At 38.0% G+C, this 17,584-nt stretch carries 13 protein-coding genes and 1 pseudogene; 9 read left to right on the top strand and 5 right to left on the bottom strand.

The features are described 5' to 3' along the window. Nucleotides 1–41: 41 nt before the first annotated feature. Nucleotides 42–656, bottom strand: coding sequence for a TetR/AcrR family transcriptional regulator (locus B4U84_RS09075; RefSeq protein ID WP_017313686.1), 615 nt, complete (start codon nucleotides 654–656; stop codon nucleotides 42–44). 198 nt (nucleotides 657–854) lie between these two features. Between B4U84_RS09075 and B4U84_RS09080 the strand changes: the two genes are divergently transcribed. The 9 genes and pseudogenes from B4U84_RS09080 to B4U84_RS09120 all read left to right on the top strand — a co-directional run bounded on the left by B4U84_RS09080 (nucleotide 855) and on the right by B4U84_RS09120 (nucleotide 10,630). Beyond that, nucleotides 855–2,402 carry a M16 family metallopeptidase gene (locus B4U84_RS09080; protein ID WP_242677579.1) on the top strand — a complete coding sequence of 516 codons (1,548 nt, stop codon included), beginning with the start codon at nucleotides 855–857 and terminating at the stop codon, nucleotides 2,400–2,402. A gap of 81 nt (nucleotides 2,403–2,483) precedes the next feature. Further along, entirely contained in the window at nucleotides 2,484–3,959 is a 1,476-nt protein-coding gene (locus B4U84_RS09085; RefSeq protein ID WP_131118830.1) for a M16 family metallopeptidase, read from the top strand. Between the two features lie 415 nt (nucleotides 3,960–4,374). Next, nucleotides 4,375–6,183 carry a hypothetical protein gene (locus B4U84_RS09090; RefSeq protein WP_131117127.1) on the top strand — a complete coding sequence of 603 codons (1,809 nt, stop codon included), beginning with the start codon at nucleotides 4,375–4,377 and terminating at the stop codon, nucleotides 6,181–6,183. Between the two features lie 48 nt (nucleotides 6,184–6,231). Further along, nucleotides 6,232–6,861: pseudogene (locus tag B4U84_RS09095) on the top strand (Rpn family recombination-promoting nuclease/putative transposase); the annotation flags it as partial. A 73-nt stretch (nucleotides 6,862–6,934) separates the two neighbouring features. After that, a complete protein-coding gene (locus B4U84_RS09100) occupies nucleotides 6,935–7,189 on the top strand; it encodes an SWEET family sugar transporter (RefSeq protein WP_017313682.1) in 255 nt (84 codons plus the stop codon). Between the two features lie 26 nt (nucleotides 7,190–7,215). Beyond that, the gene (locus B4U84_RS09105; protein WP_044447520.1) at nucleotides 7,216–8,859 is read left to right on the top strand and encodes a B12-binding domain-containing radical SAM protein; all 1,644 of its coding nucleotides are present in this window, start codon (nucleotides 7,216–7,218) and stop codon (nucleotides 8,857–8,859) included. 53 nt (nucleotides 8,860–8,912) lie between these two features. Beyond that, a complete protein-coding gene (locus tag B4U84_RS09110) occupies nucleotides 8,913–9,101 on the top strand; it encodes a CPXCG motif-containing cysteine-rich protein (protein ID WP_017313680.1) in 189 nt (62 codons plus the stop codon). Nucleotides 9,102–9,118: 17 nt separating this feature from the next. Beyond that, nucleotides 9,119–9,580 (top strand): SRPBCC family protein, encoded by a 462-nt coding sequence (locus tag B4U84_RS09115; protein ID WP_017313679.1) that lies wholly within the window; start codon nucleotides 9,119–9,121, stop codon nucleotides 9,578–9,580. 300 nt (nucleotides 9,581–9,880) lie between these two features. Then, nucleotides 9,881–10,630, top strand: a complete 750-nt coding sequence (locus tag B4U84_RS09120; RefSeq protein WP_131117130.1) for a hypothetical protein — start codon at nucleotides 9,881–9,883, stop codon at nucleotides 10,628–10,630. Here B4U84_RS09120 and B4U84_RS09125 read toward each other — a convergent pair. The 4 genes from B4U84_RS09125 to B4U84_RS09140 all read right to left on the bottom strand — a co-directional run. After that, nucleotides 10,627–14,334 carry an ABC transporter substrate-binding protein gene (locus B4U84_RS09125; protein ID WP_131117135.1) on the bottom strand — a complete coding sequence of 1,236 codons (3,708 nt, stop codon included), beginning with the start codon at nucleotides 14,332–14,334 and terminating at the stop codon, nucleotides 10,627–10,629. The two genes, B4U84_RS09120 and B4U84_RS09125, sit on opposite strands and share 4 nt — an antisense overlap. Before the next feature lie 32 nt (nucleotides 14,335–14,366). Continuing rightward, entirely contained in the window at nucleotides 14,367–15,524 is a 1,158-nt protein-coding gene (locus tag B4U84_RS09130) for a DUF1822 family protein (protein ID WP_131117138.1), read from the bottom strand. 27 nt (nucleotides 15,525–15,551) lie between these two features. After that, nucleotides 15,552–16,199, bottom strand: a complete 648-nt coding sequence (locus B4U84_RS09135) for a sigma-70 RNA polymerase sigma factor region 4 domain-containing protein (RefSeq protein ID WP_131117141.1) — start codon at nucleotides 16,197–16,199, stop codon at nucleotides 15,552–15,554. 47 nt (nucleotides 16,200–16,246) lie between these two features. Next, a partial coding sequence (locus tag B4U84_RS09140) for a flotillin family protein (protein WP_242677580.1) occupies nucleotides 16,247–17,584 on the bottom strand: 1,338 nt, incomplete at its 5' end.

The raw sequence follows: 17,584 nt of genomic DNA on the forward strand, positions 1-17,584 counted from the left end.
CTTTCCCCCCCCCCCAATCCCCGATCCCCAATCCCCTTTCCCTAATCTTTAGTTAATACACCATTGAGGAAAATATCAGCGAGTCCTTCGGCCATTTGTTGCATTTGTTGAGGAGAAGCATCAGGTTCCATCAAGGTATTGTGAGAAAAGCCTGCGATCGCAAACATTCCTAAGAATACTTTGGCTACTAATTTGGCATCCATTTGGCGATAAATGCCTTTATCCATGGCTGTTTGGAAAAAAGCTTCGGCAACATCGGTCATTTTGTCAATTACTTCTGACTGGATGCGATCGCGCAAATCTGGATGAAATTGTGCCTCCATAAAACACACCCGCATTAAGTCGGCACTTTTTTGCATGTTCCACATCCGGCGGCGCATTACCTGCGCCACAGCTTTATAACTGCCCATTTCACTTAATTCTGTAAGCAAATCCGTCAGAATCTCCACCCAACCAGCAGTTGCGACCTCTACCAAAATCGCTTTTTTATTGGCAAAATGTCGAAATAGGGTTCCTTCCGCGACTCCTGCTGCTTGTGCTAAGTCGCGGGTGGTGGTGCCATCAAATCCTTGGGAGGCAAACAACCGCCGTGCAGCCTGTAAAATGCGACCACGGGTTTGTGCCTCTGATGGGGGAGGAGAGTTAAAAACACGCATAACAGTTATAGTGAAATATCCGGAACAGGACTCGTAGCATTATTGTCTTACGACAAGTACAAAAAACACAGAAAGCTTAATACAAGATTAACGCTCTACTCACAAGTAGCCGCGATTTTCGCTAACAAAACTTTACTTTTAATTATGCTTATGAATGATACTAATTTTAAGTTTGGGATCGTAGATTTTGGATTACGAATGTTTAAACAGAGATTAAATCGCCTGATTGCCATTCTGCTTTTAGCATTAACCTTGTGGTGGGGATTTTTACCGGAAGTTGCTTTAGCCAAGACTCAAACCCCACCAGCCCAAAGTTCGATTCAGCCCTATCTGGATCAAGTCATAAAAGAGTTGACGGAGTTTCGCCTCGACAATGGGATGAAGTTCATTGTTTTGGAACGTCACCAAACACCAGTTGTTTTTTTTCTGACCTACGCTGATGTGGGTGGTGTCGATGAACCAGATAAAAAAACTGGTGTTGCCCACTTTTTAGAACATTTGGCTTTTAAAGGTACGACTCGAATTGGTACAAAAAACTACAAAGCAGAAAAACCCCTGCTAGATAAGTTGGATCAACTAGCTGTGCAAATTGAAACAGCTCAAGCTGCTGGTAAGAAAGATGAAGTTGCTAAGTTGACAGCCCAATTTGAGCAAGTAGAATCACAAGCGGCAAAACTTGTCAAGCAAAATGAATTGGGACAAGTTGTCGAACAAGCAGGAGGTGTAAATTTAAATGCGAATACTTCCACAGAAGCAACTCGTTATTTTTATAGCTTTCCTGCTAATAAGTTGGAATTGTGGATGTCGCTGGAGTCAGAACGTTTTCTTGAACCTGTATTCCGAGAGTTTTATAAAGAAAAAAATGTAATTTTGGAAGAACGACGCCTGCGGGTAGATAATTCTCCGATTGGACTGATGTTAGAGAAGTTTATCGATACAGCTTTCAAAGTCCATCCCTACAGACGTCCAATTATTGGTTATGACGAAGATATCCGCAATTTGACGCGGGAAGATGTGCAGAAGTTTTTTGATGGGTATTATGTGCCGAGTAATTTAACTATGGCTGTTGTCGGAGATGTCAACCCCAGTGAAGTTAAAAGACTAGCGCAAATCTACTTTGGACGTTACAAAGCTAAACCGAAAGCAGTAGCAAAACTACCAGTAGAACCACCACAGAAACAAACGCGGGAAGTGACAGTTAAGTTAAATTCTCAACCTTGGTATTTAGAAGGTTATCATCGCCCTGCACTTACTCATCCAGATGATCCTGTGTACGAAATTATTGGTAGTTTGTTGAGTGATGGACGGACATCACGTTTGTATAAATCTTTGGTGGAAAAACAGCAATTAGCACTTTCAGCCCAAGGTTTTAGTGGTTTTCCCGGAGACAAATATCCGAATTTGATCTTATTTTATGCTCTGACGGCTCCTGGTCATACTGTTGATGAAGTGGCGATCGCTTTACGGCAAGAAATAGACAAACTCAAGAGTGAACCTGTGTCAGCGATAGATTTAGAACGAGTTAAAACTCAAGCAAGAGCAGAATTGTTGCGATCGCTCGATTCTAATATGGGAATGGCGCAGCAGTTGTTGGAGTATGAGGTCAAAACTGGTTCTTGGCGAAATTTATTTAAGCAGTTGGACAAATTGGAAGCTGTGACGGCTGCGGATATTCAACGAGTCGCTAAGACAACTTTTACACCAGAAAATCGGACTATTGGTAAGCTGTTATCACAGCAGGGATGAGGAATGAACCGCAGAGGCGCAGAGGACGCAGAGGAAAAGAGAAGAGGTATGAAGAAGTATAAAAGAACAGGCAAAAAGCAGATGAAAATCCGAGGTTTTAAATTTAAGGGGTTGGTTTATGCAGTGGTTGCTGCTTTTGTCTTGGTACTTTTAACTTTTAATTTTTCTTGGGCGGCGACAGCAGCGAAACATTACACTGAGTTACAGTTTGGGCCATTACCGGAAATTAAGTTGCCGAAGTATGAGCGATATAAGTTAGATAATGGTATTGTGGTTTATTTGATGGAAAACCATGAATTGCCATTGGTGACTGGTGCGGCGATGATTGGTACTGGCGATCGCTTTGAACCATCAGATAAAGTCGGTTTAGCTCAGATGGTAGGGACGGTGATGCGAACTGGGGGAACGAGTTCCCATACACCTGATCAGTTAAATCAGATGTTGGAACAACGAGCTGCTTCAGTGGAAACTGATATAAATGAAAGTACTGGTACTGCTAATTTTGAAGCACTCAGTGAAGATGTTGAAACTGTGTTGGGGTTGTTTGCTGAGATTCTGCGGGAACCAATTTTTGCTGAAGATAAACTAGCTTTGGCAAAAACACAAGAGCGAGGTAAGATTTCCCGTCGTAATGATAATCCCAATGATATTGCCCAACGAGAATTTAAGAAATTAGTCTATGGGAAGGAAAACCCCTACGCGCGTACAACAGAGTATGTGACGCTGAATAAAATTTCTCGCCCAGATTTGGTGAAGTTTTACCAACAGTATTTTTATCCCAATAATATGATTTTGGGAATTGTGGGCGATTTTAATCCTCAAAAAATGAAATCTCTGATTCAAGCAAAGTTTGGTGACTGGAAACCCAACCCGAATTTTACGAAACCCCAGTTACCAGAAATAGCAGCGAAAGATAGCGGTGTCTTTTTTGTGAATCAACCACAACTGACTCAAAGTAATATTCTGATTGGTCATTTGGGAGGACAATTTAAAAGTCCTGATTATCCAGCATTGGATGTGTTGAATGGGGTGTTAAATGGTTTTGGCGGACGTTTGTTTAATGAAGTGCGATCGCGTCAAGGTTTAGCTTACTCTGTATATGGTTACTGGAGTCCCCGTTATGATTATCCCGGTGTATTCATTGCTGGTGGACAAACGCGATCGGATGCGACTGTACAATTTGTGAAAGCTTTGCAAACAGAAATTAAACGCATCCAAACTCAACCAGTTACACCTAAAGAATTGGCTTTTGCGAAGGAATCTACCCTCAATTCGTTTGTGTTCAATTTTGAAGATCCCGCCCAAACTTTATCGCGCTTGATGCGATACGAATATTATGGATATCCCTCTGATTTTCTCTTCAGCTACCAAAAAGCAGTAGAAGCAACCACAGCAGCTGATGTCCAAAGAGTAGCAAAACAATACTTGAAACCAGATTCGTTAGTAACTTTAGTTGTGGGTAATCAAACGGCGATAAATCCACCTTTGACACAGTTAGCAAAACAAGTCACACCCATAGATGTGACTATTCCTCGTTCACCCCAAGCACAGAGTTAGGTTGATGATTGATTAAGTATGATCAGAACTCGGTTGATTTATCAGCTGAGTTTTTTTATATATATGAAGTCTGCTCGCTCTCATCTATTTCACTTCAATTAACCAGGATCTAGGAGATAATCACAATGCTGTGTGATACCATTTCACAAAAAATCTGATACAAATACAGACCCTGTAGAGACGCGATATATCGCGTCTGGTACAAAATTTATGTGTATCGTGATTAACGTGAAATGGTATTAGTCCTCAAAATAAGGACTAAAGTCCTTACTACAAACGAAAAATGGAAATTATGTGTGAGCAGTATAAATTTTTCTTGTCTTAAGTGGGAATATTGCCCTAGTTGCTTTTCTATTCATGTTGTTATAGTAGCAAAAAATACAAACACCTCTGTACTAACGCGGTTGCTACTAACATGGATAAAGAGTTGCAAAATAGTTTCCAACACTTTACTGCTTTAAAGTCCAAGTATCACGCAAGTAGATATGAAGATTCATCTCCAGCTAGTTTATTGTATTTAATATTGCAAAAAGTAGACTTAGGAATTAAGCTGTCAACATTAGAATTTGACTGGTTAAGACAGCATGAGCTTTTAGAAACTGTTGCAGCTATCAGTCAAGAAGAAAAACGAAGGGTAGAAGAACTTAAAAAATTAGAAAAAGAGTTTTCCCGTCTCAAAAATCAGTACAAAGTACCGAATTTTTGGCAAGGTTTCAAAGATGATATTTCTGTTCCTCTGTATCCAATTCTTTGGAAGCTTAACTCAGAAAAACAGTTGAATCAGTCAGAGATCAAATGGCTGCAAAATCATCAACTTGTTGAAACGCTTCAAATTGTTCATGAAATGGAACTAAGTCAACACTTTTTGACATTGAAGACCAAATATAAAGCTATTAAATCTCAAGAGTCATCATCTCAAAGCCCACTCTATGCAATTTTGAAAAAACTGGAAAATAAAACCTTATTAACTAAATCTGAATTGGAATGGTTGAAGCATAAAGAATTGCTTGAAACAATAGATATTGTTGAGCAGCAAAACTTAGAAAAACAAGCAGAGTTTGCTCAGTTAAAAGAAAAGTATCAAGCAGTTCAATATCAGGATGTATCTATATCTAGTCCACTATATCCAATTTTACAAAAAATAGACTTAGATAAAAAGCTAATTTACTCAGAGATTTCCTGGCTAGAACAGCAGGGACTGATTGAAACACTTGCCATTGCTAATGAACTCGAACAAAAGCGAGAATTTACAGCTTTAAAAGCTAAGTATAAGGCAAGTCAGTATGAAGATTCTTCACCTCTAAGTTATTTGTATAAAGTTCTCAAAAGACTAGATTTAAATGAAAAATTAAGCGAACAAGATATTAATTTTCTCAAAAAGCGAAAATTAACCGAAACTCTGGCGATCGCTCACGAAAAGTATGCTTCTAATTTAAAGTCCAATGTAGAATTAGGAAAGTTGCTGACAGACACAGAGATTGACTGGTTGAAAAACCATGAAAGAGAAGATATTATTAATCTCGCTCAGAAAAAGCAATTTGTAGCGCTCAAGAAAAAGTATGGACTTTTAGATCCTGGCAATCAATTACCACTTGAACCATTTTACACAATCATGATCAAATTAGAGAGAAAAGAGCGATTAGATCCTCTGTTAGTGGTTCAGCTGATAGAAGAAAGACTTTTATCTGGTGATGGAAATATTGCTATAGCACATTACAGTCTCGAAGCAGATTTTTATGAACAGGAATTTAAACGTACTGCAAATAAATGGCACATTCCTACTGCTAGTAGTTATTGGCGTAAAGCAGATGAACCAGAAAAGGCATTAAATATAACTAATTTAGATTTAGGTAAAATTAGAGAAAGTAAGCTGCAATCAGCTATTTTAGTAACTAGAGGTGCAGCTTTCAGAGATATTGGTGATTTAGTTAATGCCGAAAAATCTGCCAAAAAAGCTATCGAATGTCACCCAGAAAGTTATCAGCCTTACACTCTAATGGGGGCAATATATTATAACAAAGGTGAATATTCAAAAGGAGATTATTGGTTTGAAGAGGCAGAAAAACGCGGTGCGAAAACAGATGATATAGATGATGAAATTAAGCGGGTACTTAGAAGTACAAAAGATGAAATTAAGCGTCAACAAGCTGTAAATTATTTATTGAAGAAAGATTCACAAAGATATGCTTGGGCTAAGTGTTATCTCAAAAAATCACATAAATGAGAGTGAAGTTTGAAATTAATTTAATCACAGTGCGATCGCCGTAAGGCCCTACCCCTGCGGATGCTCGATTATTGGGTAAGGTTGTATCGGTTATATCGTCTACCAATCACACAAGTTGTCGTATTATTGCTTCCCCCGACACCAGAAACAGTGATTGAAACCAGCTTCAATCTTGAAACCACCCGTCATGAATATCGTGTAATTCGGATATGGGAAGAAAACCCAGAACTATTTCTCAATCACCAAGCTTTATTACCATTAGCACCACTGACAGCAACCACCCAACCCCAAGCGTTGTTACAACAAGTTGTAGAACGAGTCAATCAACTTAAACCACAACAACGAGCAGAAATTTCTGCTTACACCCAAATTTTAGCGGGGTTAAAATATAAAAAAGACTTGATTAGAAACTTATTTCGGGAGGGTATGATGCGCGAGTCAGTAATTTATCAGGAAATCCTTGCAGAAGGAGAGCAACGGGGAGAGCAACAAGGACGACAACAAGGAGAGCGATCGCTAATTCTGCGTCAACTGACTCGTCGTATAGGAGAATTACCTCAACCAGTTGTAGAACGAATTGAAAATCTCTCTTTAGAACAATTAGAAAATCTTGGTGAAGCATTGTTAGATTTTCAACTTCAAGCAGATTTAGAAACTTGGTTCAGCACATTAGATTAGCATAGGCAGCATTGAGTTTATTCTTTATACACCTGACTATAGTAATCCTATAGGAATTTAACTATTAAATCTGATGGATTTTATTACAATTCTAGGATTGGTAGCCGCTACCTTAACAACATTTTCTTTTGTACCACAATTGCTGAAAACATGGCGTACTAAATCAGCCAAAGATGTTTCCTATATTATGCTAATTAGCTTTAATATAGGAATTTTTTTATGGCTAATCTATGGGCTTTATCTGTCGGCTTTACCAATAATTTTAGCGAACTTGATAACTTTAATTTTTAACCTGATAATTTTATGGCTTAAAATTAGATATAGATAAACATAATCCTTCTGAAATAATTACCTGTGACATCATCTGTTTTTTCTGCCGAACGCCTTTTATTTACTCCTGCTACTCCTGAAACTAACGCTATTTCGACAATCTTTGCCTTTCCCAACGAGTATACAGTAGGTATCACTAGCCTTGGCTATCAGATAGTATGGGCAACTTTGGCTATGCGTGCAGATTTACAGGTAAGCCGACTGTTTACTGATATGCATGAATCGCTTCCGAGAGAACCAGAATTACTGGGCTTTTCTGTGTCTTGGGAATTGGATTATGTGAATATTTTGAATTTACTGGAATCTTTAGAAATTCCGATCCGCACAGCTAATCGTGATGATCATCATCCCATAGTTTTTGGTGGTGGACCTGTCCTCACAGCTAACCCAGAACCTTTTGCAGATTTTTTTGATGTCATTCTTTTGGGGGATGGCGAAAATCTGCTTGGTAATTTTATCGATGCTTATCAAACTGTGAGAAATGCAGATCGACAAACTCAACTAAAAACACTAGCACAAGTACCAGGAATTTATGTTCCGAGTTTGTATACAGTAGAATATCATGATGTTGAGGGTGGGATTAAATCTATTCGTCCCATTGCATCAGAAATTCCGGGTATAGTCCAAAAGCAAACTTATCGTGGCAATATTTTATCAGCTTCTACTGTAGTCACTCAAAAGGCTGCTTGGGAAAATATTTATATGGTAGAAGTGGTGAGAAGTTGTCCAGAAATGTGTCGTTTCTGTTTGGCGAGTTATCTGACTTTACCTTTTAGAACTGCGAGTATTGAAGAGTCATTAATTCCAGCAATTGAGAGAGGTTTAGCTGTGACAAATAGGCTGGGATTATTGGGTGCTTCAGTGACTCAACATCCAGAATTTGATAATTTATTAGATTATATTAGTCAGCCAAAATACGATGATGTGCGCTTGAGTATTGCTTCGGTGCGAACTAATACTGTCACGGTACAATTAGCACAAACTTTGGCGAAACGAGATACTAAATCTTTGACAATTGCTGTAGAAAGTGGTTCGGAAAGATTACGACAAATTATTAATAAAAAGCTACACAACGATGAGATTATCCAAGCAGCGAGCAATGCGAAAGCTGGAGGATTAACAGGTTTAAAACTTTATGGGATGGTAGGAATTCCTGGTGAGGAACCAGAGGATTTAGACGCTACTGTCACAATGATGCGTGAGATCAAAAAAGCTGCTCCCGGTTTACGGTTAACATTGGGATGTAGCACCTTTGTACCCAAATCACATACACCATTTCAATGGTTTGGGGTAAATCCTCAAGCAGAAAAACGCTTGCAATTATTACAAAAACAGCTTAAACCCCAAGGGATAGATTTTCGCCCGGAAAGTTACAATTGGTCTATAATTCAAGCTTTGATATCGAGGGGCGATCGCAGATTATCACACCTGTTAGAACTGACTCGCAACTTTGGGGATTCTCTGGGTAGCTACAAACGTGCTTTTAAGGAACTGAGAGGGAAACTACCTGAGTTAGATTTTTATGTTTATGCTAACTGGTCAACTGAGCAAGTCTTACCTTGGGATCATTTACATGGGCCATTACCACAGTCTACCCTGCAAAAGCATCTAGCAGCAGCCACAAGTCAGTTTAAGCCATCTGAGCAATTGCTAATTGCTAACGGTTAGTGATAAGTAAATTATTCATTGGCAATTAGTAATCCAAAATCTAAAATTGATAAATGCAAACTACAGCTGAGTTTTATTGCGCTTATTGTGGGGAACCAAATCTGACTTTTGTTGACTTGAGTGGAGGGGGACAACAATCTTATGTGGAAGATTGTCAGGTTTGCTGTCGTCCGAATATTTTATATATCCGTGTTGATGAAGAAACTCTGGATATTGAAATTGATACTGAATATGAAGGGTGAATTTAAGGTTGTTTTCAATGCTGGACTTTAAGTACTCCTCAGTAATTAATGCACCTGTAGAGGTTGTATGGCGATTTCATGAAAGACCGGATGTTTTACAAATGCTAACTCCACCTTGGCAACCCGTGCAAGTCATGCGTCGCGAGGAAGGGTTGGGTGTGGGTGCTGTCACGGAATTTCGCCTTTTTCTCGGACCATTACCTTTACGTTGGTTGGCGCGTCATACTGAATACGAAGAATATCATTTATTTACCGATGAGCAAATATCTGGTCCCTTTGAATATTGGGTACACCGACATCGATTTGAACCCGAAAATGGTAAAACCAGATTGACCGATGAAATTTCTTTTGCTTTACCTGGTGGGTCTCCAGTGGAATTTTTGGGTGGGTGGTTAATCAATGTGCAGCTAGAAGCAATGTTTCGCTATCGTCATCACATTACCCGACAGCAATGTGAGTCAAACAATTTTGGACTTTAGATTTTAAATATTGGATTAAACCATCGATTTGTCTTATCCGAGTAAGGGATAAGGGGGACACGAGGACACAGAAATGGGGAGCAGAGGAGCAAGGGAGAGTAACAAATGACAAATGACTAGCAATAACTTTATTTAATAATTAGATTTTTAAAAAAATAAATAAGTCCAGGACTTTTAGTTGTTCTGGTTTTTTTTTCGTATGATAATAATTTCAGCTTTGCAACCGTTAAAACACTGATATTTCAACGCCATTAACTAGTTAGTTGCGGCGGTAGTTTTGCTGTTTAAAAAAGTAAAAATATGAAGATTTTACAACTTCAATTGGATCACAAAGGAAGTTTAAATTTAGCCTTTGTTTGTCTCGGCTGTTTATCATTTTTCTCACATTTTGCAAAGGCGCAAGCACAAATTAAAAGTAACTTCAATAATTCTCTAGTACAATTGACCCAAAAACAAGTTTGTCCATCTGCAAAATTGCTAGCGAAGAGAATTTTTGAGACAGCTAAATATTATATTTATATTTGCAAAGGAGATGAAACAAGTTCTTTAGGATACTACGTACAAGTTTCTAAAAATAGTGGTTGGAAAATCACTCTTCCTGTGAGTAACAAAGTTGATGAAGCTTACTTTGCTAATCACACTGGCGTAATATATACTGTTACACCTTATGAATTAGTAATAACTAAACTCACTAAACGTAGTAGTGTTGTTTTAAGAGAAAAAGTTAATCATGCGATCGCAGCTGATGGTCAATCTTTAGCTCAGGGTTGTCCGACAGGTAATACTTCCTTTGTAGAAGCTGCAACCAAAAACTATATTGTATATATTTGTGGTAGAGAAACGCCAGATATTTATGTAGCTATTACTAAGAATGGAAATAATATCATCACTCTACCATTACAGCCACATTACAACTCTTCTGTGAAAACAGATGATAGTGAATATATTGCGATTAAAGGTAAAATTCATTATCTTCTTAACCGGAAAATCCTGAAAGTTTCTCGCGATGGACGCAATTTAGTTAAGGAGAAAGTTTTATATTGGCATTAAGGATTTACAGGAAAAAATTCATATTTATTTACAGATGTGCGACTTGATTGAACTTGGACTAGGACAATATCATTTTTGTTTTGAATATGGCGATCGCCTGATTGTAAAAACTGGACTTTCCCAGTCGCACCGTTAGCTGAAAACTTGGGATTACGCAAGACTTGTTGCAGTCCATTGCGAGTTTTATTTTGCTGCAAACCGTTAACAATGGCTAAAGTTGCATCGTAACTTGTCGCAGAACGCCAAGTGACTAAGCTACTCCAAAGTTTCTGAGAGTTTTTACTAAATTCGCTTTGTATATTACTTCTCATTTCCCAAGGGACAGCTAACACTAAACCATTCACATCAGCTTGTCCTTTTTGTAGAGTTTGTAAAGTATATAGTGAAGTACTAGCAAACAATTTGAGTCTGCCTTGATTGGCTTTGGCTAAATCTAAAGCTTTACTAATTCTATCAATATGGGGAGCTAAAAATAAACCAGTAGCACCATTACTAATTGCATCAGCAACAATTTTTTGAGGATCAAAATCCGCTGCGGAAAAATCACAGTTGATATTCACAATACTTGCACCATCGGCGATGGTAGAAGAAGTAAATTCATCACGGAAAGATTGATTATCTATAGCTTTTTCATCTACACAAATTGCCAATTTTTTGACATCAGCAAAATTGATAGCATAGTGAGAAACAAAATCAGCTAAAAAACGTAGATTCGGAGAAGTGCGAAATATATAAGAACCACATCCCGATAATTTGAGCGAAAAGCTTGTAGGAGAAATATTGACTAATTTTCCTTCTTCATAAATTCCACAGGCTGCGACAGAAGCATCGGAAGCATTATGACCTATAACTGCAAGGATTTGCTTGTTTTGGACAAAAAATTTGGCAATTTTTTTAGAAATATCAGGATCATTATCATCATTAGCTATTTCTACTTGCAAAAAATATCCTTGAATACCACCTTTATGATTGACTTCATTTTGAGCTTGCGCTACACCTTGCAGTATTTCTTTAGCAACATTGATATTACTACCAATAGGAACACTAACAGCAATTTTTAAAACTTTGCCATGACGAGCAGCAAGAGCATTTTGTAAGTATATGTGTGTTTCGGGGTCATCGGGTATTTTTTGCAGAGATTTTTGAAACGATGCGATCGCCATATCATAATTCTCTTGAGCAAAAGCTTCTACACCTGCTTTTTTATCACTATTGAGATGATCTTTAACTAAAATTTTGTCCCCCAAGCTGAGACGATTAGAAATAGAACCTTTGAGTACAAATCTGTTGCGACTTGCATTGTTGGGATCAGGTTTGACTTCCACTAACACCGCTGTACCAATGCGATCGCCCCAAGGTGAAAATTGAATAGTTCCTGTAGCACCTTCTAAAGAAAAACTATTAGATAAAGCTTGTTGGATGCCATCTCTAGTGTTATCATTTTGCGTTAATGCTTGGGCAATTGTATTAGTAGCATCGTAAGCATTTGCTGTGCGCCAAGTAATAGACTCTGGATTATGCCATAATTTATAAGCATCTTTGACAAAGTTTTTATTAGCAGAAGCATCAGCGTGCCAAGAAACAGCCATCACTAAACCGTTGACATCTTTACCAGCCATCAAAGTTTTTTTAGTTTGCATACTGGGATTACCAAATAGCATAAATTGACCTTGATTGGCTTTAGCAATCTCTATCGCTTTATCAATTCTGTCAATATGAGGATTCAGAAATATGCTATCGGCTTTTTTTTCTTTAGCACGTTCAATGGCAAATTTGGGGTGAAAATTTTTGGCTGCTAAATCGCAGTGAATATCAATTAATTGAGCTTTATTATTTACCAGTGCGGAAGCTATTGCCGGTTCATAAGATTGATCTTTTGCTTGAGAATCACGACAGATAGCAATGCGAGTTTTGCCTACTTTTTTTGCATACTCTGCTAAAGTTTCGGCAATCATATCATTTACAATTACAGTCCGATAAATATAGCTACCTTCACTGCGATTTTGGGGATCAGTTACCAATGGAGAAGAACTAGTAGGTGAAATCATCACCAATTTTCCATCCTGATAAATCTTAGAAGCAGGCACACTAGCATCACTACTATTATGTCCAATTACTGCTAAGATATTTTGATTTTGTACAAATCTCTGGGCAACTCTTTCAGCAATAGCAGAATTATTATCATCATTGGCTATTTCAACTTTTAGTAACTTGCCATCAATACCACCTTTACGGTTAATTTCGTCTTGATATTGTCCTACTCCTCGCAAAATTTCTTGGGCAACATCAGGATTTGTCCCAATCGGGACTGGAACTCCTATAGTCAATGCTGCTTGATCACCAATTCTAGCATTATTTAGATATATTAATGACTCTGGATCATTGGGTTGAATTTGCAGAGATTTTTGGAATTTATCAATTGCTTGATGATAATTTTGCCATGAAAATGCTTGCACACCTTGTTTTTTATATTTAGTTTCTACTGTTTTGATTAAAATTTGATTACCATCACTAAAACGATTACGAAAGTTAATTTCATTAATGCCATACTCTAAAAATGCACCAATACACCCCAGAAAAATTGTCACAATAGCTGTATATAAAACCTTTTTTCTCCAGTTGAGAATGCGGGGATATTTGAGTTCCCTTGCAGCTGGATTTTGAAAAATTACAGGTAGCCAAGAAGCACAAGGATATTCTCTTTCCCACTCTTCATATAGGCGTTCTCGCGCTTGATTTACAGATGTATATAAAGATTCACCGCTAGTAAATGCTGTGAGAAAATATTTTAAAAACTCTTGAGCAATAACATCAGGTACAGGTTCCCGCATCACAATTGTATAGGGAATGCGTAAATTAGCTAAATTGCGGGCTAATCCTAGTCCGTCACAAGAGTTAAAAATTGCTAATTTTAATCCCTTTTTTACAGCATGTCGCAGAGAATAACGCAAATTTCGTAATGATAAATAACTCTCATTATCATTGATTTGAATTTCTCCCCAACTGTCATCTTCTTGACTGATACTGTGTCCAGCAAAAAATAAAATATCCCAAGATTGATTTCTCAGACTTTTAATCAACTGACGACGTGTAGGTTCTATTAATGGTTCAACTTTTGCACCTGGTAAATTTTTGAGAAAATCTAAATCTTGTTGGAGATCAATTCCTTCACTACTACCTAAAATTGCCAAAATTTTGACTGGTGCTTTCAGTTGCTTTGTCGATGGTTCGTATTCAGAACTAATTACTATTTCGGCTTGGGGATGGCTAGTAGAGAAAAAACCCCATAAATGCCAAGGTAATCTTCGCAGCAATGAATCTTGAGTCTGTAAAATAAAGCGAACATCTTCAGAATTACCAATTAGTTTTGATAATTGTCGTTCTACTTCTAAAACAGATGCTTGATTTAACCAGTCATTGAAACTATCTTGAAATTTTTGAGCAGCTTGATTACAAGCATCCTTACTAGAGAAGTTTGTAATTTGGTTGTTCGGGATAATAATTAACCAATTTGCTTCTAATTTCTCATAAATAGATTGCCATGCAGTGTATGTTGTCGGAACATCTGGTGCTGGTGGTAATCTACCAGAAATCTCAGCAATATGTGACTTCCCAGGTTCACCAATTCTGACTTTGATAGGAAATCCCCTCTCAAAAGAACCCTCCCCGATTTCAAAAATGACTAGTTTGATACGCTTAACCACATTTTCCACTCCTTAATCACTTATATAGAACTTTAAATCACAAAATTTTCTGTGATCACAGCATCATTTAAACCAACCCTAACTCGAAATCTTTCACCAAATTCCGCACAAAATTTTAATTGAATATAATCATCTTCTTCTCTAGCTTTAACTTCTAAAAATGGTTGTCCATTATCGTATAATCCTGCTAATTGTAAACCTGATGGCAAATAAGCATTATTCATGGGATAAACCCGCAATAACACAGCGATGGTTTGATCTGGTTTAGATAAAACCGCTACCATCAAAGCGACAGCGCTACCATCTAACTGCATACCTAAATCCATGATGCGTCTAGCACTCACAGCAGGATGATTAGGTTGGAGAGTCCACAAAATTTCTGCAAGAGTCCAACGTGTTTCTTCATCTTCAGTAGTTTGAATTAAATAAACCAAAATATCCAGAAGTTCGGATGAGGTATGACTATTATTATTTTTATCAATATTTTCACGACGATTGTTGAACTTTTTTGACAAAAATTTGGTTGGTAAACATTTTTGCCAACTATGATTGGGGTATAATTGCTCGATGATTTGCCATACAATATCTGGTGATTCCAATTTCAATCCTCTGACACGTTTAATAGAACGAAAAGCAAATTGAGGTTTAATTTTACTGGTGAATTCTTCAACAGTTTGCCACTCTGTTGTGTAAATATTTTCCAGCCACGATCGCAAAGAAACGAGATGCGATCGCTCAATTAATTCATCCAATGGTTGTAGGTAATTAATATCAATTTCTGCTGCTGTGATATGGGGTAAAAATCCCCAAATTTTACCCTCTTTACAGGTTTGATTAATTTCGACAACTACATAACCAATGCGATCATCCCAAACATCTGGTGGAATTTCACAAATGCGATCGCCTGTGCGAATTGCTCGACATTCCAAGTGTCCTACCCCAGTTAACACTAAATCAGCAACATCATCAATTAACCTTCTATAAGGATTCCAACTATAGCTAGATACTAAATCTGTAGGAATATCTAGCATGTGTAAATAAGTATTAACTACCTGAACAGCCAAAGTATTTAAATAAACTTGTTTAGCTTTTATTTGTGTTGGTTGTTCTTTGGCAAATCTGAGAGCATTCTCTCGGAAATCTTCAGAAATAGGAATAGATATGGTTTGACGCTCAGTTATGTAATTCATAGTTGTAAACTTAAACTTCAAATACAGTTAATCAAGATAGCCTTGGGATTTACAAAACTCTTCCAAAATCGGAATACATCTTTTTTGGTAGAAACCACTAAGGGTGGGAATAGACACACCAAAATCTTGTGATATCTCTTTCCAAGCAACTTCTAAAATAAAACGACGTTCAATCAAAACTTGACAATTAATATCAGGGCGATCGCTAATATGAATCCGCTGTAATTTCTTCGCTTCTGTGATCAGCCATTCTTGAATTTCTTTGATAATAGGAGATGGTTCAGGTGGTGCAGGAATTAAGCTTACCGGGTCTATTTCTTCACCATTTTCTTTTGCAAAAGAAGAAATAAATTTTTGGTTAATTTCTTGTGTTCTGCGGTAAATATCTTTCAGGCGATAATTCAAGTAAACATTTAACCAGCATGTCACACAACCTTTATCTGGATTGTAGGCTTCCTTAGCAGTTGTGGCTTCACAGAGATTTTGACAGAAATATATCCAAGTTTGCTGCAAAGCTTCTTCAGCATCAGGTAAACGAATAGTTGGCAAAAGTTTACCTGACTTTTGAATCAAGTAAATAATTTGATTCAGTTTCCTTTTGCGTTCTAAACTACCTCTGGGTTGCTGACAAGCTTCTTGAACAAGCTGGAGGATTTGCGCTTTGAATTCATCCATACTGTAAAGGATTAATTAACTTTTAACAGTCTTGGCTCAACCTACTGCTACAGTTTCTCAGGGCGTTTATCCAGATTTGATTTCACTTCCGGAATGATAATTTTTCCATCACCTTTAAATTCATTAATCGCCTTACGAACATCGATACCAGTAGTCTGACGCAACTGTTCTAATAAAGAAGCAACTTTTGGGATAGTACCACCATTTGCACCATCAATTACAGTTAAATTTTCTACCTCAACTTGCGGAACTCCCTGAGCCATCATTTTTAACAATGGTTCCAACTTCTGGAACAAGAAAATTTCCCGCGCCGCCGCACCAGCATTTTGCCAAGATTCAGCCAAACGCTGTGTACCTGCGGCTTGGGCTTTCCCATCCTCAATAATTTTGGCTGCATCACCCTTCGCTTTGGCGATCGCTTGCTGACATTCTGCTGTCGCTGGGGCGATCACATCCGCTTGCAATTGATTTTCGACTTGTTTAATGCGTTCAGTTTGTACCGCTACCTCCGCCTGTACCCGCGCAATCTCTGCATTGACTATCGCCTCCACTTCCGCCACCATCGCTGTTCGCTTCGTCAAAGCATCTCTAACTCTGCGTTCCGCCTCCGCCTTAGCCACTTCCAAATCCCGTCCGATTTGTCTTAACTTAGTAATGCGATCGTTTTCCGAACTTTTAATAACCGCCTCCGCTTTCGCTTGGGCTTCCGCTATCCGTGCATCTCGCAACAACTCCGCCTGCTGCTTCCGTCCAATCGAATCTAAATAACGTACCTCATCTGAAATATTTTTAATTTGCAAATTATCCAAAACCAATCCCAATTTTTCTAAATCATCCTCCGCTTCTTCCAACAAAGTTTTCGCAAAAGTAATTTTATCTTCATTCACTTGTTCTGGCGTCAGATTCGCCAACACCCCTCGTAAATTTCCTTCCAAAGTATCCTTCGCTAACTGTTCAATATCTTTACGAGTTTTACCCAACAATCGTTCAATTGCATTGTAAATAATTGGTTCTTCGCCCGCAATTTTAATATTCGCCACCCCTTCTACAGTTAAAGGAATACCACCTTTAGAAAAAGCATTCACCACCCGCAATTCAATAATCATATTAGTTAAATCCATGCGGAAAGCTTTTTCAAGTAACGGGACTTGAATCCCACTTCCGCCCTTTACCAAACGGTATCCCACCGACTTTCCATCGCTTGTAGAAGTGCGACTACCAGCGAAAATCAACACCTCACTCGGCTGACAAATATAGTACAAATTGCGAATCACCCACCAACCAGCAGCAGTACCAGTACCGAAAATTCCAAGTAGTAAAGCAATAATTTCCATGATATTTTTCCTTGAATAGTGATTGGGGATTGGGGATCGGGGATTGGGGAT

The organism is Westiellopsis prolifica IICB1 (assembly GCF_004323185.1).
Lineage (GTDB): Bacteria > Cyanobacteriota > Cyanobacteriia > Cyanobacteriales > Nostocaceae > Pelatocladus > Pelatocladus prolificus_A.